The organism is Pseudoalteromonas luteoviolacea, from assembly GCF_018100925.1.
Classification (GTDB): Bacteria; Pseudomonadota; Gammaproteobacteria; order Enterobacterales; family Alteromonadaceae; genus Pseudoalteromonas; species Pseudoalteromonas obscura.
Map to the genome: position 1 here is coordinate 317,932 of NZ_JAGJEH010000002.1, position 26,627 is coordinate 344,558.

Genomic DNA, 26,627 nt, shown 5'->3' on the forward strand with positions numbered 1-26,627 from the left:
CCCTAGCACTAAGAGTACTTATGGCTCACAGCGTGCCCAGCCAGTTGTGCACTCCCAAGACCAACCGCCAGCAATTTGCTTGGTTGCCTTGTTATTGAGTAATTGCTTGTCGCCAGATAAGTTTTTTAGATTGCCTTTCTGTAATTTTAGTTTCATGTTAATCCTTTGTTTTTTTGATTGGTTCATAATCACTCTAGCACCGATTGTTAATTTTAAACAAATAAAAGTTTCAAAATAGTTGCTATTAATTTACTAAACTTTTTAAGCGACAAGGTGACTTGTACTTCTTAACCAGTGTGTATCAAACCTAGTTATCTTAAATATGCGGTGCTTACAAAATGAGACGTCTTCTCCTAAAAGGCAACATAACTAACGTGTTATTGTCTAACGAATGTGGATTTTCCAGCTAGCAGTGCAATTTGAAAGTAGCCACAGCTAAATGTGCAATGTATTTACGATCCTGATTGTTTGAGCCGGAGAAACGCGAGTAAGTTGTTAAATCCGCGTTATGCTATTGCCAAACAATCTAGCGTGACATCGCCTTGCATACTCATCAGTCATGCCGGATAGGTAGTCAGCGAGCACCCGCATTTTTGCGATATCATCAACGGCATTTTGGTACTGCGATTGCGCGGTATAAGGCAGCAGGCGCACAGGGTCGCTTGAAAAGGCGTCAAATAGGTCGATTAACATATTTTGGCCACTGAACTCTATTTGCTGCATGGTCGGTTCACGAATAAGACGTTGATATACAAATTGCTTAAGAACTTTGAGAATGGCTTCAAACTCTGCGTTAAGCTTGACGGTGTTTTTTAGCAGTGGATCGTCAAAATCCGCGTTGTGCTTTACCAATGTACAGTGGACAATAAATATATTAACCAGCTCACCAATTGCATCTTTTCGAAGTGGCTCGTCATCGGAAAATAGCCTGTGGGTCAGGCTTGCTAGGTTTTGCTCCAACCAAGGTGAATTGATTTCTTTAAATGCTGGCATAGCATAGTTATACCAGTCTCGCTCTGACAAAGTACCTGTCGCTATGGCGTCTTCTAAATCATGGACCGCATAGGCAATGTCGTCTGCGTATTCCATAATAGCTGCATCCAGAGATTTATAAATTGTTTTAGATTTAAACTCATCAACTGGGCTGTGCGTTGTGAAAAGGTCTTTGTCCTCATTTGACAAAGGCGAAAGTATCCAGTCAAAAACGTCTTTATCGCAATCATAAACCCCTTTTGCGGGGAACCACTTTTGTGTGTAAATAAAACGTTCATTGGGGTTGGTGACTTGGGGCTTCATCAACAGCTTTGAGATGTAAGCCGGGTATTTGATAAATCCGAGCAAAGTCCGTCTAGTCAGGTTCATGCCATAGCCATTTGAATACGGTTCCAATTTGGTGACGATCCGCAATGTTTGAGCATTCCCTTCAAACCCTCCGTGATCTCGCATCAGGTAATTGAGGGCGATTTCACCACCGTGGCCAAATGGAGGGTGTCCGATGTCATGGGCTAGGCAGATGGTTTCAATTAGGCTAGCTGATGGAAAGTGCTCAAATTCGGGGTTTTGCAGCTTTAGATGGCGCAGTAACCCTGTACCTATCTGAGACACTTCTAATGAATGGGTCAATCGAGTTCGATAGAAATCATTGACACCTATGCTCATTATTTGCGTTTTGGATTGTAGGCGTCTGAAAGCAGCGGCATGGATGATCCTTGAACGATCAACCTGCCAAGCTGAGCGATTATCATTTGGGCGATTCTTAACTTGGTTAAGCAAACGTTGTTGCCATGCGGATTGGGTCATAAAGTACTCTATGGGATTGATTATCGTCTAAATTCGTCATCTTCGTTTTAGTATAGCGATGCAAAGTTAAAAATGTAATTACTTGGTCTAGATGGGAAAAAAGCTCATTTTCGCGATGGATTGGCATAAATTCGCGTTTAACGGTGATTGTTGCTATAATCAGCCGCCGTTTTATGAGATGAACTAAGTACGACGAGTCAATATCTGACAAAGGAAATTCAGACAGCTCGTTTGGTAGGTACTAGTGAGAGGAGAATCATGCGTTCTAATTTGATTAAGATTGTACTAATTGCTGTTTGTTTATTCGCAATTATGTATCCATTTATAACCGAGCCACCAGAGCAACCTGAGCCTGTAGAAGTCCCAGAAATTATTGTTGAGACCCCAGAAGTCACTTTACCAGAACAACCTTTACACGATGTTCAATTACCAGACTTTGGCTCAATTAAAGATATCGCTACGAAGAAAAAGCGCTTTTTTGACTTCATTAAGCCTCATGTTGAGGCGGAAAACAAAGTTATTCTACAGCAGAGAGCCAGCATTGAAATTGCGCTTATGATGTTGCAATTTGAAGAGTCCTTGAGCGATGTGCAAATACAAAGAGTTGAGAATATCTTCAAACTTTATAAGGTAGATCAACAAGAGATTACTGTCGAGAGTTTAAAATTAGCCCTTGAACGAGTAGATATTATTCCCAAAGAGTTGGCATTAATGCAGGCGGCAAATGAATCAGCGTGGGGTACCTCGCGATTTGCACGCATTGGCTTGAATTTTTTTGGACAGTGGTGTTATCGCGCGGGCTGCGGCATGGTCCCTAAACGTCGAGCAGATGAAGCTGCCCATGAAGTTGCTGCGTTTAAATCTGTTAGGGCGTCAGTGACCTCGTATTTTAGAAATATAAACACCCATGATGCTTATCGTGAGCTTAGAGCTGTGCGCGCGCAGTTAAGAGCTGATAAGCAAGAAATTACTGCCACCGCTTTAACGCCGGGTTTAATGTCGTACTCAGAACGAGGCATTGATTACATTGAAGAACTCAATGATATGATCAGACATAACAAGGCTTATTTTGATGAAGAATAAGGTTCTACCAATACTGTTGTTATCAAGCAGTTTTGGTTGTTTAGCTGAAGAGTTTGTGGCTTCCTATGAAGGGTTTTACGATCGTCTAAAGGTGGTTGAAAAAGGCGAGTTTGAATTTGCTCGAGTTAATTTCTATCTGGTAGAAGGGCAAAATAAGCGCCCGTGTGACATAGCTGAAGGTAAAATTGTAACAGAGCAAATATCATTGCCGTTACAATATACTAAAGATGCTCAACTGTTACTGCCAATAGATGACAAACTTGATAAAGACAAAGCCGTGGTAGTTGTAAAACCCAAAACGGCTGAATATTGCGAAATAAAAATTCAGATAGAGTCGGCACACTTCACAAACCAACAGCTCACCAAAGGAAAAGTTTTTCAATTGCATCGCGAGTTTGAAACGCTTTTGAGTGATCTGTCTGGGGTGTTTATCGGGAAATTGCTGTCATTTATGTTACCGGATCAAAAAGGGGTGACATTGGAATTTTCTGACAAGGTTGTTTTGTCAGGGAAACACGTTAGTTGTAAACAAAACCGCTGTCGCTTCGAAGTGCAAGATAACTGGGAAAATGATAGTAGCCGATTCAATGTCATGACAAAGTTAGTGAGTGCAAAACCTTGGATAGAGAAGTAAACCTGACGACTTAAGATTCAAAAAATAAAAAAGCGACCATGAGGTCGCTTTTTGGTTCTGGTTGTTTATATGCTTATTTGAAACAGGTTAGGGCAAATTCCAATAGTAGATACCATAGCCGACAAATAATGCTGGAATTGCAGAGTAAGCAGTGGCTAAAAGTGCGGCTTTGGGGGCCAATGCTATGGCTGGAAAGAGCGCGTCGCCATCGTTTGCCACCGCGTTAGCAGCTAAGGCGCTAAATGGTAATACACCTTGAATGTACAAACTGGTGACCACAATCTGTGGCCCACAGCCGGGCAACAGGCCAATCATAATGGCGATCAGTGGTGCATAGATGGCGTATTCTGTAAACCACGCTGCTAGGTCGAGTCCAAATAGTGCTACTGACAGTTCGTAAATCATAAAACTAGCTACCACCCAAGCGGTTACAAAATGCGTATCTTGAAGAATTTTTGCTAATCGAGAAGGGGGCTTAACTTCTTCTTCTTCAGCGGTAATTTGTTTATATGTCTTGCCCTTAGATGACAGCGCCCAAATTAAGACAGCAAAAATAGCCATACCAGCACCGAGTAGCTCAACGGGTTGCTCAAATTGTCCTAAGTCTAGGTTAAATGCCATAAACAAAGAGATGGCAAGGCAGGGAAATAACAGTACTTTCCAGACTGGCTCACTCATTCGTACTGCAAATGTAGGCGGCTCGCAATCTTCTATCTGTTTGTTATGTGGTTCAGGGCGACAGTAGTCGGCTTTGTGGAATAGATTAACAGCAAGGCCACTGAGTGCACCTACCGCTACACCAAGCAAAATAATTGCCATGCCTTCAAGCGGCTTTTTGGCCAGTAGTAAAAATGCTGCGTCACCCATAGTTGCGGTAAGGACAGCAACGACAGAGGCAAAACTGGCCTGCCCTTTAGTAAATTGCGTTACGACGATAATGGCGCCGCCACACCCTGGCAATGCACCAAGTACTGCTGCCATTGTGACTTCTAGTGCTGGGGACTTGCGATTTAGATAACTGAGCTCAAGTTGTGGGAGTTTCTCAACCAAGTAGTAGTAAATAGCCAAAGTACCTGCAACAAACACACTGACTTGAAAAAAAGCATCTGCAAGTGTACCCAATGCAATATCGCGAACGGGGGAATAAAACAAAGTTGCAATCAATAATAGCGGGAGTATCAACCGCTTGTTAGCTGCCAGATAGGCAAATTGGGAAGCCGTTTTAAACGGATAAGAACGAGAATATGAGAGCATATAGTGCAACCGGTAACATAATAACAGTTGCACTTTAGTGTTAAATTAAATGAAAATCAATATCATTTATATTTATTTTCTTTGGAACTCGGATGTTTCACTCCAAGTTGGCCAAGCTTCTTCTTGCGAAATTAGATAACCAGCTTTGAAAAATAGTTGAAGATCTTGAACTGCGCCACTTAGATCCCACTCTTTTCTATATCTATCACACGGTTGGTGGTAACAGCCACGCAATACAAGGCTCATACGTTTTCTATATTTCGCAGTAGCATCATCATACGGCTCATGGCCACCGCCTGCATACATTGCTGGGATGCCCATATTTGCAAATGCGAAGTGATCTGAGCGATAGTAAATCCCAGCAGATGGGTTTGACTCATTTGAAATCGAACGGCTCTGCTCGTCAGCAACTTCTTTTAAAACGCCGTCTAATGACGACTTGCCAAGACCTACAACGCTGATGTCTTTTACTTTACCCAGTAGGTTCAGCGCATCTAAGTTGATGTTCGCAACGGTTTGGTTCGCCGGGATCACCGGTGTTTCTGCGTAAAATTTAGAGCCAAGTAGACCCTGTTCTTCAGCAGTAACCGCTAAGAAAGTAATTGAACGGTCTGGGCGCTGTGGTAGCTTAGCAAATGCTTCAGCCACTTCAATGATGCCGCCAGTACCTGTTGCGTTATCGTGTGCACCGTTATAGATTTTGTCGCCCTTACGATTAGGATCGACACCTAAGTGATCCCAGTGCGCAGAGTAGATGATGTGCTCATCGGATTTTTTTGCACCAGGCAGTGTTGCGATGAAGTTATATGACACAGACTTTTTAATGGTACTTTTGACATCGACGGAAGCGGTTAAATCACCCATGTCGACATGGTAAGCACCTTGCGCTGCTTTCTTTTTCGCTTCGTCAAAGTTCAGACCCGCATCTGCAAATAGCTCTTTTGCAACATCTACGCTGATCCAGCCTTCAACTGCAACACGGTCCATGTTGTTGTTTTCTTTTTGAAAGCCAAACTGTTCGCCACTCCAAGAGTTTTCTACAACTTCCCAAGGGTAAGAAGCTGGAGCAGTTTCATGGATGATAATTGCACCAGCTGCACCTTGGCGGCTCGCTTCTTCGTATTTATACGTCCAGCGACCATAATATGTCATGGTGTTGCCGTTAAACACTTTAGGGTCTTTAGTTGCGTAACCAGGATCGTTTACCAGCATCACAACTGTCTTACCTTTGACATCTAAACCTTCATAGTCATTCCACCCATACTCTGGTGCGTTGACACCATAGCCTACAAATACTAGTTCTGAATTGTTTAAAGACTGCTCAGGGCTAATACGGCTTGTGCCCATGACCATGCCTTTTTTGTATGGATAGCTGCGCTCGCCAATTTTCAGCGTCATGTTTGGATCGGCTTCAATTGATACCAGCGGCACTTCTTGTAAGAAGCTGTTGCCATTGCCTGGCTCATAGCCAAGCGCTTTAAAGTGTTGAGTTAAATAAGCAAGCGTTAGCTCCTCACCTTTACTTGATGGCGCACGGCCTTCAAATTCATCAGAGGCAAGGGTTTTTATGTGTTCACCTAATTGCTCTGCATTAATACTGTTGTATGCAGTCGCAATGTCTTCAGGTGTGTTGCTTTTAGTCGTTGCACAGCCTGCTAAAATGGCAAGCGACAAAGCACTCAGTGTTAATTTTAGTTTCATGACCTTTCTTTTTTATGAGATTACTTCCGGGCACATTAATACCATAACTGCGAAGTAAATTCGACTTTAGCCGATGTATCACATAGGTGCGATGGAAAAGTGCACATCGGGCATTTATATTTTTGCGCCTAAGCAGGGATAGGGTAAAATAAGCACCTTGATTTAGTTTTGGCGAAATTTGTACAAACGGCTAGCATGAAAAAGTTCACTCCTCCTGAAAACTGGCAAAGTCATTTGCTGGCACAACCTCCATTTGCGCATTTACAAGCAATCTTTAATTTAAAGGCATTTGACACTTGGCCAAGTTTTGAATGGTTAAACCAACAAACCAATCAACTCAATGCACAGGGTAAGCACATTGTTTTTACTGAAAACAGCAAGCTTGAAGAAGAAACTCGTTACTACGAGGAGATCATTGCGCAAACTGGTCAAGTTCCTACTCGAGAGAACAATTGGCATGATTTCTTTGGGGCTATGATTTGGTGCTTGTTTCCAAAAACGAAAAGTTTATTAAATCGCTTACATATGGAAGAGATCCAATTACATGGATTAAAAGAGCGTAGTCGTAAGCGCAATGCATTAACCTTATTCGATGAGTGCGGTTTGGTGTTAGCAGTGAAAGAAACACAGTGGCAAGATGATTTGCGTGCGCACCTGTGGCATGAGTCATTCTTCGAGCGAAAAGACTATTGGCATACAAGTGTGTGTCCATTTGTATTTGGGCATGCGAACTATGAAATGTTAACAAGTCCATTTATAGGCCTGACAGGTAAACTTTTGTGTGTTCAAGTTGAAGATGACTTTTATGATTTACCTCTAGTGGAACAATACAGACATTTAGATGAACGTTTAGTCGAGTTGATCACTGTGCACAAAGTTTTGGATGATAATAAACAGATGTCACCGATTCCTTTACTTGGTATCCCAAATTGGCATTATGATGTGCAGGATGAGGCATTTTATGCCGATGAAAGCTATTTTAGACCAAAGAGAAGGAAGGTAAGTGATAGTAGTAAACGGACTGAAAAAGCGCTTTAAGCTTGCCAAAGAACTATTAAATACAACAAGTAGCAGCGACTCAAGACAGCGAGAAGGTTTTTTTCACTCAGTTGAAAATGTGTCCTTTAGTTGTGGTCGTGGAGAAGTCTTGGGGCTGTTAGGTCCCAATGGCGCAGGAAAAACCACCACACTGCGGATGTTATCGACAGCGCTTAAACCAGATGCGGGCAGCATTGAAATATCTGGGCAAAATATTGTCAAAAATCCGCTTAAAGGCCGCAAAGCTATTGGTTTTTTATCTGGTACCACAGGACTTTATGGCCGCCTTACCGCACGGGAAAATGTTGAATATTTTGCCAAGTTACATGGCTTAAAGGGCAGGGCCCTGAAATCAAGATGTGATGAGCTGTTTACGCGGCTATCAATGGGCGATTTTCTGGATAAGCGCGCCGAGCATTTGTCGACAGGTATGAAACAAAAAACCAATATTGCCCGAGCGGTTGTGCATCGACCAGATGTCGTTGTGTTGGATGAGCCAACAACGGGGTTGGATATAATGACCAAGCAAAACATCATAGAATTCATCCGCGACTTAAAAGCTGATAATACCCCCGTGGTTTTTTCAACCCATCACTTGGATGAAGTGGCCTTGCTGTGTGACAGTGTATGTTTGATTGACCGTGGTACAAGTCGCTTTTGTGGTAGTATCGAAGCGTTTAAAGAAGTGGGACAAAGCGGTGAGCTAAACGATGCATTCATGAATATAGTTAATCAGGGAAGTTTGCATGTTTGAAGTATTCTTAAAAGAAGTTAAAGAGCTTTTACGTGATCGTAAGACTCTATTCTTTGTCATTGCATTACCGATAGTGATCTTTCCCATCTTGTTTGCGCTGCTTGGTTTCTTGGCGTCTAAAACAACCTTTGAAGCGGAGCAAAAGGTACACATCTATTATCTTGCCAACGCCTCTTTATCCCCTGATTTTGAGCAAATGTTGTTTTATCACAAAAGTTTTCGACCTTACAAAGGTAATGAGAAGTTTGAAACGATTGAAGCGTTAAAAAGTGCAGTTAAAGCAGGGAAAATAGATGTTGGCATTGAGATCCCTGCAACCTATGACTCTCAGGTCGCGGGTAAGCATCAACAAATCAGTTGGCATGTGGTGTTTAATGACGCTCAGTCTATTAATTTTGTGTATAAGCGCCTTGAAAAACTTATCAACAAGTTTTCGGCGCAAATTCGAAGCACACGTCTAGAAGCTTTAGGTGCTCCCCAAAAAGAGCACCCTGCAATTTTAAAACCGATCACCATTACTAAAGTCGATACGGCTGATAAGCGTGAAAACTATGGTGAAAAGTTAGGTGCGCTGATCCCCTATATGCTTATTCCACTGGTGCTAATGGGAGCAAGTTACCCAGCCATTGATCTTGGTGCTGGAGAAAAAGAACGGGGAACCCTAGAGACATTGCTTTTAACACCTGTAACACGCACACAGTTAGTGCTTGGTAAGTTTTTAACGATTTTAGCAAGTTCGATATCCTGTGCTTTGGTGACCGTTTCGAGCATGGCGATTTGGGTTGCGATCGCTGGCGGGATCGGGGTACTTGATACTATTATCGACGCTTTCTCAAGTGTGACATTTACGGACTTTTTATTAATTTTTGCACTTTTATTACCCGTGGCTGTGATGCTTTCCTCTTTGGTATTAGCCATTTCGATTTATGCTCGTACGTTTAAAGAGGCACAAAACTATATGGGACCGCTGAGTATGTTGGTATTTGTGCCCATAGTGGTTTCTGTGATGCCAAACATGTCGCTTAATACCACGACAGCTTGGATCCCCATTACCAATGTGTCATTGGCTATCAAAGAGATCATTAAAGGCACTGTTGATCACAGCGCTGTAGGACTGATATTTGTAGCATCGGCCCTACTTGCAGGTGCATTGCTAATGTTTTGTATACGTTGGTTTAGCAAAGAGTCTGTGTTATTTAGATAACCTTAGGCGGCTTTAACGCCGTCTATGCTTTGTGCTTCTAACTCAACTACGTTCAACACTTTTTGTATATCGGACCAGTGCAAAAGCTCGATGCGCCCTTGTTCATTTTCTACCAATGCGGTGCAGTTTTCTATCCAGTCTCCGTCATTGCAATACACTATGCCGTCAGTGACATTGATACGCGGTTGATGAATGTGACCACAAATGATGCCATCCATACCTTGCTTCTTTGCTTCATGGACAGCGGCTTGCTCAAATGCAGCAATGGCGGCCCGCGCTTTATGAACTCGGTTCTTCAACCAAGACGCCAAAGACCAATAATGACCACCATAGAGTTTGCGTACACGATTGGTCCAGCGGTTTAAAAAGAGCAGAAAGTCATAGGCTTGGTCGCCGATGATACTAATTAGTTTGTTGTAACGTGTTGCTGAATCAAAGTCATCGCCATGTAGCAACAAGAAACGCTTTCCAGCAGAGGTCGTGTGTATATAGGTGTGGTGTACTTCAACGTTAAACAAAGTCATATCAACATAGTTGCGGAATGTTTCGTCATGATTCCCGGGAATGTAGATCACGCGAGTGCCGGATTCGGCTTTTTTTTGAATACACTCTAAAACTTGATAATGACTTGGGTGCCAGTAAAACTGTCTTTTTAAAGACCAAAGATCAACTATATCACCAACTAAGTACAAGGTGTCACAGCGGGTGCAGTTTAAAAAGTCCAGCAGATAATCTGCTTTACAGTCTTTGTATCCAAGGTGTACGTCTGAAATCCATATGCTGGGGTAGTAGGTTTGATCCATCTTGTTTACTCTCAAGCGTAATAATGTCTACGTTAAAGGCACGAGATGACAAACTTTTATCAGTATTGAGACGCTATGATGACATTTTCATCAAAGCCAAAAAACAAAAAACGCGCCATGTAGGCGCGTTTTCTAATGGAGCTAAATGATTACGCCATTAGCTTAGTGATTTCAGCGACTGCTGAATCAATGTCTAGCATGACTTTTTCACCAGTGCGGCGGTTTTTCAGCTCAACTTGATTGTTATCAAGGTTACGCTCACCAATCACCAAGGTGAAAGGTACACCGACTAGCTCCATGTCGTTGAACATCACACCTGGGCGCTCTTTACGATCGTCAAATAATACGTCAAGACCTGCTGCTTTTAGGTCTGCATAAAACTTTTCGGCGATGTCAGGAATGCGATGAGATTTATGCATGTTCATTGGGACGATGGCAATATCAAACGGTGCAAGAGCTTGTGGCCACTTGATACCAAACTTGTCATGATTTTGCTCGATGGCTGCTGCCACAATGCGCGATACGCCAATACCGTAACAACCCATAGTCATCACTTGGTTTTTACCACTTTCGCCCAGTACACCCGCATTCATTGCTTCAGAGTACTTGCTACCAAGTTGGAAGATATGGCCTACTTCAATACCACGTTTGATATTTAGCGTGCCTTGACCACATGGGCTAGGATCGCCTTCAACAACGTTGCGGATATCTGCTGTTATAAAGTCAGCAACATCGCGGCCCCAGTTGATGCCACTATAGTGAACACCGTCTTTGTTTGCGCCAGCAACAAAATCAGACATTACAGCAGCACTGTGATCAACAATAATTGGCATATCAAGGCCGACAGGTCCTAATGAGCCTGGTTTTGCGCCAATTGCTGCAACAATATCTTCTTCTTTGGCCATTTCAAGAGGCGAGTCAACAAGTGGCAGCTTTTCAGCTTTAAGCTCGTTTAATTCGTGGTCGCCACGAACAATTAATGCAACAAGACCACGCTCATCTTCTTCATTGGCTGCGCCGTATACGATAAGAGTTTTAACGCCTTTGTGCGCTTTAACACCATGTTGCTCTGCAAGATCAGCAATCGTTTTTGCATTTGGCGTGTCGAATGTATTGAGTTCTTTGCTTGGTGCTGCACGTTCAATCGCAGGGGCCAGTGCTTCTGCTTTTTCGATATTTGCTGCATAATCGCTTTCGGTACTAAACGCGATAGCATCTTCGCCAGATTCTGCAAGTACGTGGAATTCGTGTGACACACTGCCACCGATTGAACCTGTGTCTGCGATTACTGGGCGATAATCTAAACCTAAACGCTCGAAGATATTACAGTATGCTTGATGCATCACTTGATAGGTCTTTGCAAGACATGCGTCGTCAAGGTGGAAAGAATATGCATCTTTCATGGTGAACTCACGTGCACGCATGACACCAAAACGAGGGCGTACTTCATCACGTACTTTGGTTTGTACTTGATAAAGTGTTAAAGGTAATTGCTTGTAGCTGCTTACTTCTTTACGTACAAAGTCTGTGATCACTTCTTCGTGCGTCGGACCAAGTGCAAACGGACGGTTGTGGCGATCTGTAATTCTTAGTAGTTCTGGGCCAAACTGTTCCCAACGGCCAGACTCTTCCCACAGATCTGCAGGCTGAATGACAGGCATCAACATTTCGATTGCGCCAGCTTTTTCCATTTCCTCGCGTACAATAGTTTCTACGTTACGAAGTACTTTTAAACCTGACGGCAACCAAGTGTATAAACCTGAAGCGAGTTTGCGGATCATACCCGCACGTAGCATTAGCTGGTGGCTTACCACCTCGGCATCAGAAGGCGTCTCTTTTAGAGTCGCTAAAATATATTGACTGGTACGCATGCTTGTTCCGTTCAATGTTATGTGTTTTTAATTAGGCACGTAGTTTAACAGTGCCTAAGGTGCTAAAAAAGAGTTATTTTCGCTGTGAAGATATTTAATCTTGTGGTTTTTTTATCGTTTGTGGTTTCTCAACGCTCACTTCGATGACATGGTTATGTTCATCTTCGACTTGCCAGCGAATATTGAATTCGTACAGACTCACACCATAGCTTTGTGTTTGTTGTTTTTTCTTTTTATAAGCAGGTCTTGGATCTTGCTTTAAGACGTTGCTGATAAAGTTCATTAGCTCAGGATATTGGCGCTGTTTTTCGATAAAATCTTGGGCTTGCTCACTAAAAGAGACCGTCATTTCGGTTTCTGGACGCGTATCGGCAAATCCAGCAGATGCATCTTGCAATGCATCTGAATACGGGAGGTAAGGCTTTATATCCACTATTGGCGTACCGTCGAGCAAATCGATGCCTGAGAGTAATAGTGCCAATTGGCCATTTTTATACTCGACACCTTCCAGCTTGACCGCGCTCATACCAATGCCGTTAGGCCTAAAAGTTGCGCGTGTGGCAAATACGCCTTTACGCTCATTACCACCTAATCGAGGCGGGCGAACTAGAGCGGAGTAGCCTTTATCCGCAGTTTCATGGAATCTAAACAAAAGCCAAAGATGAGTAAACTCTTCAATCCCACGGACAAACTCTTCACGGTTAAATGGTTCACTAAAGATGAGTTTAGCGGTTGCTTCAGGGACTAACCTAGGTTGCCTTGGGATCGCAAACTTCTGCTTATAAGGGGATTCAATGTGGCCTATGGCTTCAACTTCAAATTGCACGGTAGCGGGCTCTAACGATTAAAAGCGCCATTGTATCCTGTTGTATATGGTGCAACAAATTTAAATTATCAATTGGCCGTGTAATAAAGTGTAATGTACACAATAAGAATTATTCGCATAATTATCCCAAAAAACAGAACGGAAATAGCGATGTATTTTGCGCGATTTGGGAATGAGATGTTGACAAGTGACGAAATGGAGCTGATCGGTGATAGAGCTTTAGGCTTTAAAAAAAGTGTGGCAGACTCTGCTAAACAACAAAGTAAGCGTACCCAATTAAATAAACCAACATATAGCAATGCAGAAATATCAACTTTCATGAGCATTGTACTGCGCGCATGCAAAAAACACCTTTGCCAAAATAGTCCTATCCGCACAAATGTGATCCTTGAATTACAAAGAAACAGACAGCCGCTTATGGATACCTTTAACGGTATAAAAGAAGGTTTGATCAGCCCTTGTAAGTTAGACCCGCTATTGCACTCGTATACGCAATCTATCTCAGCAAAACTATTACCTGAGACTCTATTGCCTGCTAGTGATCTAAAAGCGGCTGTGAGTACTATCTTATTTGACGTGGCAAGAGAGAGCATTTAGCCCGCGACGCCAAATCAGTGATGTAATTCTGACCGCAAAATCCCTAGTGTAACTGCTCATTCTCTCATAAGCGCGATGTTTAGTGCCCAAAGCTTAGGTTAAACTAACCGAAACTACCTAATATTGGGTATTTTCAATAAAGCAGGACAGACACAAGCAACTGATTTAAAATAGATAGTATCCTCTAAAAAAGACATTAGATCTATGACATCGAACGGCAAACAAGTATTTCAAGGTGTCCAATACCACGGTGAAACGGTCATGGGGATCAAACAGTTTAGTGCGCCTTATACCTATCAAGATGGATTAGTAAATGAAGCGAGGTTAATTCATATATTTAAAGGGCAGTCATCTTTAATTTGTGCAGGAAAGACACTGTCACTTAAAGCTGGTGATACCTTACTCATGAAAGCTGACAACTTTATCAATCGATGGTTAGATAATGGACAATGTCGTGATGTTGAATTTGTCGGAGTCAGATTAACCCAGCCGCACATTCAGAAGTTGTATCAAAATAACCCTCCTGAAACATTCGCATTTGTCAGCGCAAAGCCCGAGGCTTTTGATGTCACGCCTAGAGTGCTGGTTTCGCAATCAACACTGCTCAAGAGTTACTTCACCACGCTAAAACACTACATTGAATGTTCAGATATGATGACCGACTTATTGATCGGTTTGAAAATTCAGGAGCTGCTAGAGCTATTTGCTTGCACAGAGACCAGTGGTCAAATTCGCGAGCTGTTGGCTGAGTTATTTGTGCCTAACCAGCCCCTGTTGCAAGAAGTTGTACAGACACATCTATTTTCGCCACTAAAAGTAGAGGAATTGGCATTTTTATGCCATATGAGTACATCGACATTTAATCGAAAATTTAAACATGTATATGGTATGAGTGCCAACAAATACCTTATAGCTAAGCGATTGGAAAGGGCGTCGTTACTTATAAAAACAACCGATAGAAGCGTGACTGATGTTGCTCTCGAATGTGGCTTTGAAGAATTGAGCTACTTCTCAAGGGTATTTAAGCAACACTTTCGATTGACCCCTTCACAATTGAGAAAAGCGGCAGGTTGATTGAAAAGTGCAAACCTTTAACTCAATTGTGCAAGTTGGCTGAAACTGAATTCACTAATATGTCTGCTAATCATTAAACGAAATACAGGCATACATTTTATGATCAAATTAGCCCAACTTTTATCCGCAATATTTGTCCTCGTGCTGGGCTCTGCGGCATTGACAGCTATCTTGTTTCCCACTGTTATCAATGAACCAAGTGGTTTTAATGCAGTGACTAATTATGGTTTTACCAACTTACGTACACTTGGTGCACCCACACTGAGTTTGGCGGTTATTACTGCAATTGGACTATACAAAAAGGAGTGGTTGTTGATATTACCTGCGTCTTTGTACTTTTTGTTTAACTTCTCCGCTAGAGTGATATCAACGATTACTGAGGGTTACGAACCTATTATGTTATTTGGTTTAATGTTTACATTGACATTGTTTGTGTTGTCTCAAATAGCATTGCATAGTTTTAGGAAATTGGCTTAACAAACCTCTTATTTAGGGCTGATCTAAACCATATCGGCCCTTTTCAAATTCGAGATTTTATAATTTAAACATCTATAGTAACTGGTACTTTGACCTCAATTTTAATAAGAAATGGAAATCATAACGCTTTCATTGATTTAGTGCTTTACTCGCCTTAGACTCACAAGTTTGAACACTGCGATGTATATACGCCGTGGCTTTTAACTAAGGTATATGAGGTTTTAGGATGAGAAGCTACTCTGAGTATTCACTGCAAGAGCTACAACAGGCTTGTGCCGATATTGATAGGGAAGCGTTCCCTGAAAAGTATCAAGAAATTTGTGATGAACTGGAGAGTAGGCAGGCACAGTCTCCACATTCGATAGAACAAGAACTCGATAGCGCTTGTGAAAAACCGATGCAAAAGAAACCTTTTGTTTCAATACCAAACGATCAGATTATTGAGCTTAACCAATGGTTTAAAAGGGTGACATCGGTATTGACTATAGGGGGCGCTTTTTTAGGGATCACCCATATGTTATCCACTTTACCAAATATTTCTGGATTATTCATATATGCGATTTATGCATTTTTTTTCGTGATTTATGTATTAGGGATCGTGGCTGCGGTGAGATTATTTGAAAAGTCGACAGTTGGCGTGATCAAAGACAATTTGATATTTTGGGCAATTCAAATACCTTTGTTTATGTCTCCATTTATTGGTTATCAACTGACCAATGGTGCATTTCTAAATATCTTTGTATCAAGTCAAACTGGACTAAATGTGGTTCCGATGTTGGGCAGTGTTTTTCAGTTTAGTATTTTTCAACTTCAGCAACCATGGGCTATCGGTATAAACCCTGTCGCAATACTGGTATCAGCATATTTTTACAGGGTTCTTAAAGCGGCAGATAAACGCCATAGCCAATAATTTAGACGGGCAATTATTAGCGCTGTGGTAGTTGCTCTTCCTCTCTTAATGTGAGTACTTCGTAGCCTGTTTCAGTAACTAATATAGTGTGTTCCCACTGCGCTGAAAGTTTACGGTCTCGTGTAACAACAGTCCATCCATCTTTAAGTGTTTTGACTTTGTGCTGCCCTTGATTGACCATCGGCTCTATCGTAAATGTCATCCCAGCTTGCAAAGTCAGCCCGCTACCTTGCTTACCAAAATGGAGTACGTCTGGACCCTCGTGCATTTCGCTGCCGATACCGTGGCCGCAAAACTCTCTAACAATGCTATACCCGTGTCGTTCTGCATAACACTGGATTGCGTGGCCAATGTCTCCTAGTTGTGCACCGGGTTTAACTTGTTTGATCCCTTGCCACATTGCTTCATAGGTGACTGTTGCAAGTTTCTTAGCTGCGCCTTGTGCGTCGCTCATTACATACATTTTACTTGAATCGGCAAGGTAGCCATCATGTTTTAGCGTGATATCTACATTGATGATGTCAGTCGATTTTATTTTTTGACTGGCTTTTGGCATGCCGTGGCATACCACCTCATTTATGGAAGTGTTGATGGCATACGGGTAGCCGTATTGGCCTTTCGTTGAGGCAATGGCGTTAAGTTCTTGAGTGATATAAGCCTCAACAAAGTCGTTGACCTCCATTGTGGTGATACCGGGACGAATAAAGTCATCAAGCGCTTTAAATACCGAAGCGAGCATGTGTCCAGAGCGCCTCATTTTTTCAATTTGATTTTGATCCTTAATCGTGACTGATTTCATGCTGTTTCTTTTTCACTTGTTCCAGTTCAATTTGTATAAGTTCTGCAAAGGGTTTGTCGGGGTTTTGCTCCGCTAAACGGCCCATTTTTATCCAAAACTCTGCTTGCGAATTGATGGATCGAGACATAACTTGACTGGCCAAGCGGATTTCTTCGTGAAGTTCTTCTGATATTTTTACAATACCCATTTCGTATATGAATTATCATAATTTGTATATAAATGATATGTTCAATACATCAAATATTCAAGTGCAAAATGCTCAAGTGGTATACATGGAATATTTATAGGTGACAAGGGAGGGCGGCATTGACTGTTATTGAGAAATTAGGCATAAAAAAACGCCCAGTAATGTGTGAATCTGGGCGTAGGGGAAGGCTCATATGGAGCCGTGCGCTAACTTAAACACCTTCTATTACATAAGGGAGAAGTAGAAAGTTCTTTAAGTGTAGTTAACACACCACAAAAGTTACAAACAGAGTGACATTTTTAAAACATAGACAAAACAGTATGTTATATCTATATGAATTAATAATCTTAAAGTTGTCAAAAAGTTCTAATCAGGTTATACCCAAGTTATCAACTGCCCTTGAGCAATTAAGTCTCTAGGTAGGTTGTTTTTAATTTTCGTCTTTTGCCATTTACCTAGCCCTACCGGCGCATTACAAAGCGTTAGAATGACTTCACCTGTTTGGTTTGTTGGTTTTTCTAATCGAACGTCTTTCCCTTGAAAGTAATCAGCTGCTTGCTGATCGCTGAGAGCATGGATATTGGTGGCTGCCAAGTGGCCAAATGCCGTCGCCAGTTCATGTTCTAAACGCACACCATTTTTATGGATGGTGCCAACCTTTACACCCAAACGTGCATATTTTATTTTATTTTGAACATCTGAAAGTTTGCTTGGGAACAACCAAAGTTCTTTGTCTCTTTGCATAAGCACGCCAGGTAGTTGTTCAACTTTAAACTGCTTTTTTAAATAGCTAGTGAAAGCTTGCTGTGCTTTTGTTGGAAAGGGGTCGAATGGAAAAGAGCCTTTTTTCTCTTTTTTGTTGTGATGCTCGACAGAGTTTCTTTTTTTAAATTTAGCAATGAAAAACCCTTCGCTATCGAATATCTGTGGCCATACATGCAAATAACCTTCACGGGTTGTGGCTTTGTCGGCATTATCGAACAGGTTGTTTAAAGGTATGACTTCAACTGCATCGTTAAATTCCTCCAGCAGATATTTACAAACTTGTTGGTTTTCGAGTGGGGTCAATGTACAAGTAGAATAAACCAGTGTGCCTCCAGGTTTTAAAGCGAGGAATGCACTTCTAATAAGGCTTTTTTGCACGTCAGCTATGTCAATGTTTGACTCAATAGACCAGTTCTTAAGTGCATTGGCGTCTTTTCTGACTGTACCTTCACCAGAGCAGGGCGCATCTAACTGTATATGATCAAAACACTCATACATATAATCGCCAAATATCTGACCATCAAAATGAGATAAGGCGCAGTTAGCTATACCCATTCGCTTCATATTTGCAGCTAATACCTTCAACCGTGACGATGAAAATTCATTAGCGACAAGCAAGCCTTGATTGTTCATGAGCGCACTTAGCTGAGACGTTTTGGAGCCCGGAGCCGCAGCCATATCCAACACTGCATAGTGATCAGTGTCCATGTTTATTAATTCTTCTCGCAGTGCTAATGGGGGTAACATCGAGCTGGCTTCTTGAACGTAAATACACCCGCTTAAATGCAATGCAGTGTTGCCAATTGGCAGAGCCGTCTGTTCTTCTTCACTACGTACTACCCAAAACCCTTCTGGACACCAAGGAACAGGGGTTATCTGCCAACCGAGATTTTTTGCTTCGAGTTCAAATGCTTCGACAGACATTTTTAGGGTATTTACGCGCACTGATAATCTCAATGGCTTTTGGCAGTATGCAATAAAGTCATCTAAATTCAGATGTGTAGGTAGGTAGCTTTTAACGTCTTCGATAAAGTTTTCTGGGATGTAGGTATTCTTATCCAATCTTAAATACTCGAAACAACTAGGATTGGGTCTAGTTTAACATTAAACGTCTTTGAATAGGCAAATTTGGCGGGAGAGGGCAAACGTCATCTCAGTGTTAAGACAACGCTTGCAGGGGTCTATCTATTAGTTATGGGGTCTCAGAATCGCAGTGGTAATAAGTTTCGCATTCTTGGGTTGGGCCATTACTTAAACCCGCACCACCTACTAGTGGAGTCAGTTTTTTATCAAGAGGTAGGCTATCGTAACTCAACTTTTTCAGTGGCTTTTTGGTAACTTTAAGCTTCATAGTGATTAACTCCTTTCAATTTTACATTACTTGTTACTGCTAATTCCATGTTAGTAAATCGAAAAAAAGTTTCAAATAAAATTAATAAAAATGATACAAAATCATTACAAAAGCATGATTGCATATATGGAAAAATGAATATATGATTTATCGTATGTTTAGGTCGTATATAAATGACCATAATTTGGTGGACTTGGCTCATCGCTATGGCAGATTGAACAGCACAGCATGGTCTTCACCAGAGGTTTGTACCAATAAAATTGAAAATTGGAGTAAAGATCGATGAAAGTTAAAGTTGGGATCAATGGTTTCGGCAGAATGGGTCGTTTAACTATGCGTGCGTTGTGGAATTCACCTGGGATTGAGTTGGTAAAGATCAATGATCCCGCGGGAGATGCGCACACATTGGCGCATTTGATGAACTTTGACTCAGTGCATGGAAAATGGCAACACGAAGCCTTGAGTGACGAAAATGACATGGTCATTGAAGGAAAACGTATTAGCGTCACTCAACAAACATCAGTATCAGAAAATGACTGGTCCATGTGTGATTTGGTGATAGAAGCGTCTGGAAAAATCAAAACAAAAGAAAAACTTGCTGCGTATTTCGTCCAAGGAGTCAAGCAAGTTGTAGTTACAGCACCGGTAAAAGAAGCGGGTGTATTAAATGTTGTAATGGGTGTCAATCATGAAGATTATGATGTTGAACAGCATCCAATTGTAACCGCCGCTTCATGTACAACTAATTGTCTAGCACCAGTGGTGAAAGTACTTCAAGATAATATTGGTATTAAACATGGTTCTATGACAACCATCCATGATATTACCAATACCCAAACTATCATTGATGCACCTCATAAAGATTTGCGTCGTGCACGCTCTTGTGGAACGAGTTTGATCCCTACGACGACGGGATCCGCGACGGCTATCACACATATTTTCCCAGAGTTAAAAGGCAAGTTAAATGGTCATGCAGTGCGCGTACCTTTAACCAATGCGTCGATTACCGATTGTGTTTTTGAAGTGAGTCGTGAAACCACCGCAGAAGAAATCAACGGTTGGATGGAGCAAGCTGCAAACGGCGAATTGGCTGGCGTTCTTGGTTACGAAACTCGTCCATTGGTATCAATAGACTATAAAACAGATCCAAGAAGTGCCATTGTTGATGCGCCCTCTACCATGGTGGTAAACGGCACGCAAGTGAAGCTTTATGTGTGGTATGACAATGAATGGGGATATGCAAATAGAACAGCTGATTTAGCCCGCTTAGTTATTGAAAAGCGCTGGGGTTAAGGCCATGACGCAGTCACTATTGGCCAGGCTGTCGCCAGAAATCAAGCAGTACCTAGTGATCACCGGCAACTATTGGTCTTTCACCTTGACTGATGGTGCACTGCGTATGCTGGTGGTCCTCTATTTTCATCAACTGGGTTACAGCCCACTTGCGATCGCGTCTTTATTTTTGTTCTATGAGATTTTTGGTGTCGTCACGAACCTCCTTGGTGGTTGGTTAGGCGCACGATTGGGCCTTAATAAGACCATGAATATTGGTCTTTTTTTACAAATTGTTGCCGTGACGATGTTGGCTTTAGATGAACAGCTATTGACCATTGCTTATGTCATGGTGGCACAGGCTCTATCTGGTATTGCAAAGGACCTCAACAAAATGAGTGCCAAAAGTGCCATCAAACTTTTAGTGCCTAAAGATCAAGATAATACCTTATATAAGTGGGTTGCGCTGTTAACTGGCTCTAAAAACGCTTTGAAAGGTGTGGGGTTTTTTCTCGGCGGATTACTGCTCTCGTTAATGGGTTTTCAAGGTGCACTGTGGTTTATGTCGGCAATGCTAACCTTTACTTGGTTATTAAGTTTGTTGTTATTGAAACAAGACTTAGGCAAGAAAAAGAGTAAACCTAAATTTCGTGAACTACTTTCGAAAAGCCGCCAGTTGAATTTATTGGCCGCCGCCAGATTATTTTTATTTGCATCGAGAGATGTGTGGTTTGTAATCGCACTACCTGTGTTTTTAGCTTCAACATTTGGCTGGGATCATTGGTGGGTTGGCGGTTTTATGGCAAGTTGGATCATTGCATATGGTGTGGTGCAAGCGAATGCACCAAAGATCACCGCTAATCGCGGAAGTAGTTATCGGCAGGCGTTGTTTTGGGTTGGTGTACTGTCAGTTATACCAGCTTTGTTGGCACTGGGTTTATGGGTACAATGGCAGCCTAAAGTGGTGATAGTGGTTGGCCTACTGATTTTTGGTGCTGTATTTGCTGTTAATTCTTCTTTGCACAGCTTTTTAATTGTGAAAATAGCCGATAGTGACGGTGTTTCTATGGATGTCGGCTTTTATTATATGGCCAATGCCATGGGAAGATTATTAGGTACTGTTCTGTCTGGTTTGGTTTATCAGCTATATGGCTTGGAAGTGTGCTTGATGCTCTCAAGTGCCATGTTGGTCATTGCAACAGTATTTACGTTTGGATTGAGCAAGCGCGATTAAGCGCTTGCATACCAATGTCAGTGTTTAATTTAATTGTTGTGGCAGTTTAAATGCAGACGTGACTTGTTTAAGCGTTTTTGATTGCTTATCCAGTTCTAAGCTAGCACTGGTTACTTGATCCGCACCAGCAGCGTTATCAAGAGCAGCCTGTCTGATAGATTCAACATTGTATGAAATCTCTTCTGTTGTGGCCGATTGCTCTTGTGCCGCTTGCGCTATTGTTTGAGCGCTTTGTGCAATTTGATTAATTTGATTTACGCTTTGCTCTAATAATGACGCGCTGTCATTGGCAGCAGTAATTGTCTGGCGAGTCGCTTCAGCAGACGCATGCATTTCCGATACCGCAGTTTGAGATGTTGATTGCAGATTCGCAATCATGTTTTCAATATCAGCAGTGGACGCTTGTGTTTTTTGTGCTAGCTGTCTGACTTCATCTGCAACCACAGCAAAACCACGACCATGCTCACCAGCACGAGCTGCTTCTATCGCGGCGTTCAGTGCCAAGAGGTTAGTTTGCTCTGTTACTGCTTGGATCACTTCTATAACGCGGCTGATATTTTGTGTGTTGTATTCAACTTCTTTTATGGCAGTTTCTGAGTTTTCAACCGCTTGATTTAGAGACTCCATTTGAGTCACTGTGTCTCTTAGTGTTTGATTTGCAGACAATGAGGTTTTTTCTGCATCTAAACTTAAGTCAGCAACTGTTCGTGCATTTGTAGCGACTTCGTCAATTGAGTATGAAGTCTGTTGAATCGCCTCTGCAACTTGTTCAATGTTGGCGTGCTGCTCTTGCAAACTTGCGTTCGCTTGCTCACTCGCAGCACTTGTTTGCGTCGCCGTCGAAGCGAGCTGAGTGGTTGTTTCTACAATGGTTCCAATGACACTGGTTAAATAGGCATTCATCTGTCTCATTGCGCCATACACACCAATAGCATGTTCGTCATGACCGAATTCTTCACGTAGGTCGCCAGCAGCAATACGTTCGCTAATCTTGCGCATTTCAATGGGCTCACCGCCAAGTGGTTTCAATACTGAACGAGCAATCAAAACAGTTGCTACGGCAACAGACAGAATCGTGGTAAAGAAGATGGCGGCAATAATCCAGTATAATTTGTAAACGGGCGCAAATGCTTCGGCTTTATCTATCTCAGCCAAAAGCACCCACTTTAATCCTGCAAAAGTGTACGGGAGGTAGGCTGATAGAACAGGATTGCCATTGTAGTCAATAATGATCTCAGTATCAGAGATACCCTGTAAACCTTTTCTTACTGCAACAGTATCTACACCGTTTGCTTCGACTGAGCCTGCAAAACTGGCAATCACGGTATGGTTGATAGGGTCTAAATATGAATCGGAGCGCATGCGAAAATCGTTGCCAACAAGGTAAGACTCACCCGTTTCACCCATGCCGTCTCGTTGTTGCATTATTGCATTGATGGCATCTATAGACAGCTGTAATGCAAGTACTGAATTGACCTGACCATCGATAACCACTGGGATACCTATGAATGCGGCTGGCTCATTGTTACTCGGTGCATAAGCACTGTAATCAGCAAGGATAAATTGTCGCGAAGAAACGACTTGAGTAAAGAGTTTTGCCAAACCGGAGTTATTAAAAGGGCCTGTAACTAAATTAGTTTGGTAATCAGACTCTCGAGCAACCGTATAGCTAATCAAGCCGTCACGTTCAATAACGAAGAAGTCGTAAAACCCTTTTTGTGTGATAAAGGTGTCAAACAAGTCGTGATAATTATGTGCCAGTTCAGCGTTAGTCAGAGTCGGGTTTTGCTCTACGAGCAACTGCCATTTTTTTGCAATGACAGATAGGTCGCTTTTTCTTGCCGATAAATAATCATCAATTTGCTTATGTTTTATTTGCTTGATGGAAGTAAGCTGATTATATGCCTGTTGTTCAAGCGCTGAAGACGCCGTCCATAATGAAACCATTGCTAATATACCGGCCGGTAATAAACCAATCAGCATAAATGAAATGAGTAATCGGGTTTTGATCAGCATACTTCTTTTTACCTTACGTAGATACAATATTGCTTTTATGTCAATAAATTGGGTTACATATTTTAAACAAGTGGGCCTTGAATGGATACACGCAAAAAGTATGGTTTCGGCTAATATTACAGTTATATTTCGGTTAATAAATAACCAAAAAGTAACGTTTGCAGCTATTTGTTTAAGAAATGAGGGGATATTTTACCTATTTTAGGTTTTAAGTGAAGACTTAAGTACTGCTTTTATTTAAATAGCAGGAAAAATAGATTATATGACATTGTTGTATATACATATAATTTTTTATAACCGTTTATGATAAAAATACAGAAGTTAGGCACTAAATTTAATTTATTGTAAATCGTCTTGGAAAAGGCCCGTGAGGGCCTATGGTTATAAAGTATACATAATATTTACATATAAATTTTAGGATAGAGCGGAAATACGCTGTTCTAAAGGCGGATGTGAGGCGAATAGATCTACTACGCTTTTTCCTGATGCAATACCAAATGCTGTCATCGAACCTTCTAACTTAGACTCTTGGTTGCTACGCAATCGCTCAAGGGCTGCTTTCATTTTATGTGCACCAACTAGCTCAGCAGCCCCTTTATCGGCAGCATACTCTCGTTTGCGGCTGAAGTAGGCAACAATCATTGACGCCAAGAAGCCAAATAGAATTTGGAAGATAATATCGAAGATCATATAGGTCCAACTAAACCCTTCACTTTCTTCATCACCGTTTAAGAAGCCATCTACGATATTGGCCAGTACTTTGGAGATAAAAATAACAAAGGTGTTTACCACGCCCTGAATAAGGGTGAGCGTCACCATATCGCCATTGGCAACATGCGACACCTCGTGGGCAAGCACAGCTTCAGCTTCACTTTGGCTCATGCCAGCAAGGAGGCCGCTACTGACTGCAACGAGTGAGTCATTTTTACTTGGACCAGTGGCAAAGGCATTGATCTCAGGGCTATCGTATATTGCAACTTCAGGCATTTTGATACCTGCTTTTTGCGCTTGCTCAGCCACTGTGCTTACTAACCAATGCTCAGTTTCATTACGAGGTTGCTCTATCACATAAGCCCCGGTTGATTTTTTGGCCATCCATTTTGAAATATACAGCGAGATAAATGACCCGCCAAAACCAAAAACTGCGGCAATCGTCAGCATACCGGCATAGCTTCTCGACGAAACCCCTAGAATAGATAGAATGATGGACAACACAACCATGATGGCCAAGTTTGTCGCTAGAAAAAGTAACACGCGTTTCATAGTCACCTCTTTAAAAGTTTACTTGCTTAATAGTTTTACTCTGTTAGATAAAAAACAGCTCATACTTCCAATATGGAGACCTTGCTGAGTTTCTCAAGGCCGAGTATGGCGTTTAAGTGTTACAAGATGTTGTTGTATGAAAAAGAGCGTAAAGGGGCTTGGTTTTCAATAGGAGATAGTTAAGATGCATCGCGCAAAGAAAAAAAACCCCTCTTGCGAGGGGTTTTGGGTAACTCAGCGCCTTTGGCACTGGGAATGAGGTCGGTACAATTGTGTTAGTTATTAACTATGATGTTGAACCACGTAAAATTAGATCAAGCAAACTGCATTTCAGGGATATCGCCTTCAACGATTAATTTACCTGCAGTTTTGCTGATTATTTCATCAACACTAACACCTGGCGCACGCTCAAGCAAATGAAATGCGCCATCTTTAACTTCTAACACGGCGAGGTCGGTGACGATTTTCTTCACACAATTTACCCCAGTCAAAGGCAGTGTGCATGACTCAAGCAATTTAGAGTCGCCGTGTTTGCTAGCATGGGTCATAGTCACAACGATATTTTGTGCGCCAGCGACTAAGTCCATCGCGCCACCCATGCCTTTGATTAACTTTTTCGGGATCATCCACGAGGCAATATTGCCGTTTTGATCCACTTCAAATGCACCTAGTACGGTTAAGTCTACATGACCACCACGTATCATGGCAAAGCTTTCAGCGCTATTAAAAATAGCCGCTCCTGTTGCAGCTGTCACGGTTTCTTTACCCGCATTGATCATATCTGCGTCAACCTGGTCTTCTTCTGGGTACGGACCCATACCTAAAAGACCATTTTCTGATTGCAGCATTACTTCCATATTGTCGGGGACATAGTTAGCAACGAGAGTCGGAATACCAATACCCAAGTTTACGTAGTACCCGTCTTGAAGTTCTTGCGCTACGCGCATTGCAATTTGTTCACGATTTAAAGCCATGGTGATCTCCTTACTTGCGCGTAGTAACACGTTCAATGCGTTTCTCAAAGTCACCTTTGATAACACGATTTACATAAATGCCAGGGGTGTGAATTTCACTTGGCTCCAATTCACCTGGTTCGACAATCTCTTCCACTTCAACAACGGTAATTTTACCCGCAGTCGCAGCCATAGGGTTAAAGTTCATCGCTGTATGGCGGAATACCAAGTTACCATAGCGGTCGGCTTTCCAAGCTTTTACGATGGCAAATTCACCAGTAATGGACTCTTCGAGAATATAAGGGCGACCATTAAATTCTTTAACTTCTTTACCTTCAGCAACAGGTGTACCGTAGCCTGTTGCGGTATAAAATCCTGGGATACCTGCACCACCAGCGCGCATCTTTTCAGCGAGTGTGCCCTGTGGTGTGAGTTCTACATCAATAATGCCATCAAGTAGTTGCTGTTCGAACAACGCGTTTTCACCAACGTAAGAGGCAATAATTTTTTTGATTTGGCGATCGTGAAGTAGAATACCTAATCCAAAATCATCGACACCACAGTTATTAGAAACAACTGTTAGTTCTTTTGTTTGTTTGCGCTTTATCTCAGCTATCAGACCTTCTGGAATACCACACAGTCCAAAACCACCGGCAATAATGGTATCTCCATCTTTGAGACCCTCCATTGCTTCTTCGTAGCTAGAAACTACTTTATCGAAACCGGCCATTAGCCCACTCCTCGTTGTCAAAATTGTCTTG

At 42.0% G+C, this 26,627-nt stretch carries 26 protein-coding genes; 11 read left to right on the forward strand and 15 right to left on the reverse strand.

Going from position 1 to position 26,627, the window contains the following annotated elements:
- Positions 1 to 18: 18 nt before the first annotated feature.
- Both J8M00_RS04265 and J8M00_RS04270 read right to left on the reverse strand, forming a co-directional pair.
- Positions 19 to 156, reverse strand: coding sequence for a hypothetical protein (locus J8M00_RS04265; RefSeq protein WP_211009102.1), 138 nt, complete (start codon positions 154 to 156; stop codon positions 19 to 21).
- Between the two features lie 339 nt (positions 157 to 495).
- A complete protein-coding gene (locus J8M00_RS04270; RefSeq protein ID WP_211009103.1) occupies positions 496 to 1,800 on the reverse strand; it encodes an anti-phage deoxyguanosine triphosphatase in 1,305 nt (434 codons plus the stop codon).
- 258 nt (positions 1,801 to 2,058) lie between these two features.
- On the opposite strand from J8M00_RS04270, the gene J8M00_RS04275 reads away from it, so the two are divergent.
- Together J8M00_RS04275 and J8M00_RS04280 are read left to right on the forward strand one after the other, a co-directional pair.
- Positions 2,059 to 2,883 (forward strand): glucosaminidase domain-containing protein, encoded by an 825-nt coding sequence (locus tag J8M00_RS04275; protein WP_211009104.1) that lies wholly within the window; start codon positions 2,059 to 2,061, stop codon positions 2,881 to 2,883.
- Entirely contained in the window at positions 2,873 to 3,517 is a 645-nt protein-coding gene (locus tag J8M00_RS04280) for a DUF2987 domain-containing protein (protein ID WP_211009105.1), read from the forward strand. The genes J8M00_RS04275 and J8M00_RS04280 overlap by 11 nt, the downstream gene beginning before the upstream one ends.
- Positions 3,518 to 3,604: 87 nt before the next feature.
- Here J8M00_RS04280 and J8M00_RS04285 read toward each other — a convergent pair whose 3' ends face one another.
- Both J8M00_RS04285 and J8M00_RS04290 read right to left on the reverse strand, forming a co-directional pair.
- Positions 3,605 to 4,771 (reverse strand): putative manganese transporter, encoded by a 1,167-nt coding sequence (locus J8M00_RS04285; protein WP_211009106.1) that lies wholly within the window; start codon positions 4,769 to 4,771, stop codon positions 3,605 to 3,607.
- Between the two features lie 72 nt (positions 4,772 to 4,843).
- A complete protein-coding gene (locus tag J8M00_RS04290; RefSeq protein WP_211009107.1) occupies positions 4,844 to 6,472 on the reverse strand; it encodes a M28 family metallopeptidase in 1,629 nt (542 codons plus the stop codon).
- A gap of 195 nt (positions 6,473 to 6,667) precedes the next feature.
- Here J8M00_RS04290 and J8M00_RS04295 point away from each other — a divergent pair, with 195 nt between their 5' ends.
- Genes J8M00_RS04295 through J8M00_RS04305 form a run of 3 tightly spaced genes read left to right on the forward strand, consistent with a single transcriptional unit; the run spans position 6,668 to position 9,468 of the window.
- Positions 6,668 to 7,510, forward strand: coding sequence for a DUF3025 domain-containing protein (locus tag J8M00_RS04295; RefSeq protein ID WP_211009108.1), 843 nt, complete (start codon positions 6,668 to 6,670; stop codon positions 7,508 to 7,510).
- Positions 7,476 to 8,264 carry an ABC transporter ATP-binding protein gene (locus tag J8M00_RS04300; RefSeq protein ID WP_211009109.1) on the forward strand — a complete coding sequence of 263 codons (789 nt, stop codon included), beginning with the start codon at positions 7,476 to 7,478 and terminating at the stop codon, positions 8,262 to 8,264. The genes J8M00_RS04295 and J8M00_RS04300 overlap by 35 nt, the downstream gene beginning before the upstream one ends.
- A complete protein-coding gene (locus J8M00_RS04305; protein WP_211009110.1) occupies positions 8,257 to 9,468 on the forward strand; it encodes an ABC transporter permease in 1,212 nt (403 codons plus the stop codon). The genes J8M00_RS04300 and J8M00_RS04305 overlap by 8 nt, the downstream gene beginning before the upstream one ends.
- Before the next feature lie 2 nt (positions 9,469 to 9,470).
- Here the strand turns inward: J8M00_RS04305 and J8M00_RS04310 are convergent, their stop codons facing one another.
- The 3 genes from J8M00_RS04310 to tsaA form a co-directional block, all read right to left on the reverse strand.
- Positions 9,471 to 10,271, reverse strand: coding sequence for a UDP-2,3-diacylglucosamine diphosphatase (locus J8M00_RS04310; protein WP_211009111.1), 801 nt, complete (start codon positions 10,269 to 10,271; stop codon positions 9,471 to 9,473).
- 149 nt (positions 10,272 to 10,420) lie between these two features.
- Positions 10,421 to 12,142 (reverse strand): proline--tRNA ligase, encoded by a 1,722-nt coding sequence (locus J8M00_RS04315; RefSeq protein WP_211009112.1) that lies wholly within the window; start codon positions 12,140 to 12,142, stop codon positions 10,421 to 10,423.
- A gap of 94 nt (positions 12,143 to 12,236) precedes the next feature.
- Positions 12,237 to 12,968: a tRNA (N6-threonylcarbamoyladenosine(37)-N6)-methyltransferase TrmO gene (gene tsaA / locus J8M00_RS04320; protein ID WP_211009113.1), complete on the reverse strand. Its 732-nt coding sequence runs from the start codon at positions 12,966 to 12,968 to the stop codon at positions 12,237 to 12,239.
- Between the two features lie 177 nt (positions 12,969 to 13,145).
- Between tsaA and J8M00_RS04325 the strand changes: the two genes are divergently transcribed.
- The 4 genes from J8M00_RS04325 (at position 13,146) to J8M00_RS04340 (ending at position 16,026) form a co-directional block, all read left to right on the forward strand.
- Entirely contained in the window at positions 13,146 to 13,565 is a 420-nt protein-coding gene (locus tag J8M00_RS04325) for a hypothetical protein (protein WP_211009114.1), read from the forward strand.
- Positions 13,566 to 13,769: 204 nt separating this feature from the next.
- Positions 13,770 to 14,639, forward strand: a complete 870-nt coding sequence (locus J8M00_RS04330; protein WP_211009115.1) for a helix-turn-helix domain-containing protein — start codon at positions 13,770 to 13,772, stop codon at positions 14,637 to 14,639.
- A 99-nt stretch (positions 14,640 to 14,738) separates the two neighbouring features.
- The gene (locus J8M00_RS04335; protein ID WP_211009116.1) at positions 14,739 to 15,116 is read left to right on the forward strand and encodes a hypothetical protein; all 378 of its coding nucleotides are present in this window, start codon (positions 14,739 to 14,741) and stop codon (positions 15,114 to 15,116) included.
- A gap of 226 nt (positions 15,117 to 15,342) precedes the next feature.
- Complete coding sequence (locus tag J8M00_RS04340) at positions 15,343 to 16,026, forward strand: hypothetical protein (protein ID WP_211009117.1); 684 nt, start codon at positions 15,343 to 15,345, stop codon at positions 16,024 to 16,026.
- 16 nt (positions 16,027 to 16,042) lie between these two features.
- Here the strand turns inward: J8M00_RS04340 and map are convergent, their stop codons facing one another.
- The 4 genes from map to J8M00_RS04360 all read right to left on the reverse strand — a co-directional run bounded on the left by map (position 16,043) and on the right by J8M00_RS04360 (position 19,128).
- The gene (gene map, locus J8M00_RS04345) at positions 16,043 to 16,825 is read right to left on the reverse strand and encodes a type I methionyl aminopeptidase (protein ID WP_211009118.1); all 783 of its coding nucleotides are present in this window, start codon (positions 16,823 to 16,825) and stop codon (positions 16,043 to 16,045) included.
- Positions 16,806 to 17,012 carry a ParD-like family protein gene (locus tag J8M00_RS04350; protein WP_211009119.1) on the reverse strand — a complete coding sequence of 69 codons (207 nt, stop codon included), beginning with the start codon at positions 17,010 to 17,012 and terminating at the stop codon, positions 16,806 to 16,808. Before J8M00_RS04350 ends, map begins: the two co-directional genes overlap by 20 nt.
- Before the next feature lie 375 nt (positions 17,013 to 17,387).
- Positions 17,388 to 18,839, reverse strand: coding sequence for a 16S rRNA (cytosine(1407)-C(5))-methyltransferase RsmF (rsmF, locus tag J8M00_RS04355; RefSeq protein WP_211009120.1), 1,452 nt, complete (start codon positions 18,837 to 18,839; stop codon positions 17,388 to 17,390).
- Between the two features lie 130 nt (positions 18,840 to 18,969).
- A complete protein-coding gene (locus J8M00_RS04360) occupies positions 18,970 to 19,128 on the reverse strand; it encodes a hypothetical protein (protein WP_023400447.1) in 159 nt (52 codons plus the stop codon).
- 282 nt (positions 19,129 to 19,410) lie between these two features.
- Between J8M00_RS04360 and J8M00_RS04365 the strand changes: the two genes are divergently transcribed.
- Positions 19,411 to 20,421 (forward strand): ArsJ-associated glyceraldehyde-3-phosphate dehydrogenase, encoded by a 1,011-nt coding sequence (locus J8M00_RS04365; RefSeq protein ID WP_211009121.1) that lies wholly within the window; start codon positions 19,411 to 19,413, stop codon positions 20,419 to 20,421.
- A gap of 4 nt (positions 20,422 to 20,425) precedes the next feature.
- On the forward strand, positions 20,426 to 21,634 hold the full coding sequence (gene arsJ, locus J8M00_RS04370; protein WP_211009122.1) for an organoarsenical effux MFS transporter ArsJ: 1,209 nt from the start codon (positions 20,426 to 20,428) through the stop codon (positions 21,632 to 21,634).
- Positions 21,635 to 21,658: 24 nt separating this feature from the next.
- Here arsJ and J8M00_RS04375 read toward each other — a convergent pair whose 3' ends face one another.
- The 4 genes from J8M00_RS04375 to J8M00_RS04390 all read right to left on the reverse strand — a co-directional run bounded on the left by J8M00_RS04375 (position 21,659) and on the right by J8M00_RS04390 (position 26,596).
- Positions 21,659 to 23,650, reverse strand: a complete 1,992-nt coding sequence (locus J8M00_RS04375) for a methyl-accepting chemotaxis protein (RefSeq protein ID WP_211009123.1) — start codon at positions 23,648 to 23,650, stop codon at positions 21,659 to 21,661.
- Between the two features lie 414 nt (positions 23,651 to 24,064).
- Positions 24,065 to 24,913, reverse strand: coding sequence for a protease HtpX (gene htpX, locus J8M00_RS04380; RefSeq protein ID WP_211009124.1), 849 nt, complete (start codon positions 24,911 to 24,913; stop codon positions 24,065 to 24,067).
- A gap of 314 nt (positions 24,914 to 25,227) precedes the next feature.
- Positions 25,228 to 25,887, reverse strand: coding sequence for a CoA transferase subunit B (locus tag J8M00_RS04385; protein ID WP_023400452.1), 660 nt, complete (start codon positions 25,885 to 25,887; stop codon positions 25,228 to 25,230).
- Between the two features lie 10 nt (positions 25,888 to 25,897).
- Positions 25,898 to 26,596: a CoA transferase subunit A gene (locus J8M00_RS04390; RefSeq protein ID WP_023400453.1), complete on the reverse strand. Its 699-nt coding sequence runs from the start codon at positions 26,594 to 26,596 to the stop codon at positions 25,898 to 25,900.
- Between the last annotated feature and the right edge of the window lie 31 nt (positions 26,597 to 26,627).

Excerpts from the sequence above, each read along its gene's own strand:
- J8M00_RS04375 (WP_211009123.1), bottom strand. The coding sequence starts at position 23,650 with ATGCTGATCAAAACCCGATTACTCATTTCATTTATGCTGATTGGTTTA.
- J8M00_RS04305 (WP_211009110.1), top strand. The coding sequence starts at position 8,257 with ATGTTTGAAGTATTCTTAAAAGAAGTTAAAGAGCTTTTACGTGATCGT.
- J8M00_RS04390 (WP_023400453.1), bottom strand. The coding sequence starts at position 26,596 with ATGGCCGGTTTCGATAAAGTAGTTTCTAGCTACGAAGAAGCAATGGAG.
- J8M00_RS04280 (WP_211009105.1), top strand. The coding sequence starts at position 2,873 with ATGAAGAATAAGGTTCTACCAATACTGTTGTTATCAAGCAGTTTTGGT.
- J8M00_RS04285 (WP_211009106.1), bottom strand. The coding sequence starts at position 4,771 with ATGCTCTCATATTCTCGTTCTTATCCGTTTAAAACGGCTTCCCAATTT.
- J8M00_RS04310 (WP_211009111.1), bottom strand. The coding sequence starts at position 10,271 with ATGGATCAAACCTACTACCCCAGCATATGGATTTCAGACGTACACCTT.
- J8M00_RS04385 (WP_023400452.1), bottom strand. The coding sequence starts at position 25,887 with ATGGCTTTAAATCGTGAACAAATTGCAATGCGCGTAGCGCAAGAACTT.
- J8M00_RS04325 (WP_211009114.1), top strand. The coding sequence starts at position 13,146 with ATGTTGACAAGTGACGAAATGGAGCTGATCGGTGATAGAGCTTTAGGC.
- map (WP_211009118.1), bottom strand. The coding sequence starts at position 16,825 with ATGAAATCAGTCACGATTAAGGATCAAAATCAAATTGAAAAAATGAGG.
- J8M00_RS04360 (WP_023400447.1), bottom strand. The coding sequence starts at position 19,128 with ATGAAGCTTAAAGTTACCAAAAAGCCACTGAAAAAGTTGAGTTACGAT.
- J8M00_RS04295 (WP_211009108.1), top strand. The coding sequence starts at position 6,668 with ATGAAAAAGTTCACTCCTCCTGAAAACTGGCAAAGTCATTTGCTGGCA.
- J8M00_RS04270 (WP_211009103.1), bottom strand. The coding sequence starts at position 1,800 with ATGACCCAATCCGCATGGCAACAACGTTTGCTTAACCAAGTTAAGAAT.
- J8M00_RS04365 (WP_211009121.1), top strand. The coding sequence starts at position 19,411 with ATGAAAGTTAAAGTTGGGATCAATGGTTTCGGCAGAATGGGTCGTTTA.
- J8M00_RS04335 (WP_211009116.1), top strand. The coding sequence starts at position 14,739 with ATGATCAAATTAGCCCAACTTTTATCCGCAATATTTGTCCTCGTGCTG.
- J8M00_RS04340 (WP_211009117.1), top strand. The coding sequence starts at position 15,343 with ATGAGAAGCTACTCTGAGTATTCACTGCAAGAGCTACAACAGGCTTGT.
- J8M00_RS04330 (WP_211009115.1), top strand. The coding sequence starts at position 13,770 with ATGACATCGAACGGCAAACAAGTATTTCAAGGTGTCCAATACCACGGT.
- arsJ (WP_211009122.1), top strand. The coding sequence starts at position 20,426 with ATGACGCAGTCACTATTGGCCAGGCTGTCGCCAGAAATCAAGCAGTAC.
- htpX (WP_211009124.1), bottom strand. The coding sequence starts at position 24,913 with ATGAAACGCGTGTTACTTTTTCTAGCGACAAACTTGGCCATCATGGTT.
- J8M00_RS04265 (WP_211009102.1), bottom strand. The coding sequence starts at position 156 with ATGAAACTAAAATTACAGAAAGGCAATCTAAAAAACTTATCTGGCGAC.
- J8M00_RS04350 (WP_211009119.1), bottom strand. The coding sequence starts at position 17,012 with ATGGGTATTGTAAAAATATCAGAAGAACTTCACGAAGAAATCCGCTTG.
- J8M00_RS04290 (WP_211009107.1), bottom strand. The coding sequence starts at position 6,472 with ATGAAACTAAAATTAACACTGAGTGCTTTGTCGCTTGCCATTTTAGCA.
- J8M00_RS04275 (WP_211009104.1), top strand. The coding sequence starts at position 2,059 with ATGCGTTCTAATTTGATTAAGATTGTACTAATTGCTGTTTGTTTATTC.
- J8M00_RS04315 (WP_211009112.1), bottom strand. The coding sequence starts at position 12,142 with ATGCGTACCAGTCAATATATTTTAGCGACTCTAAAAGAGACGCCTTCT.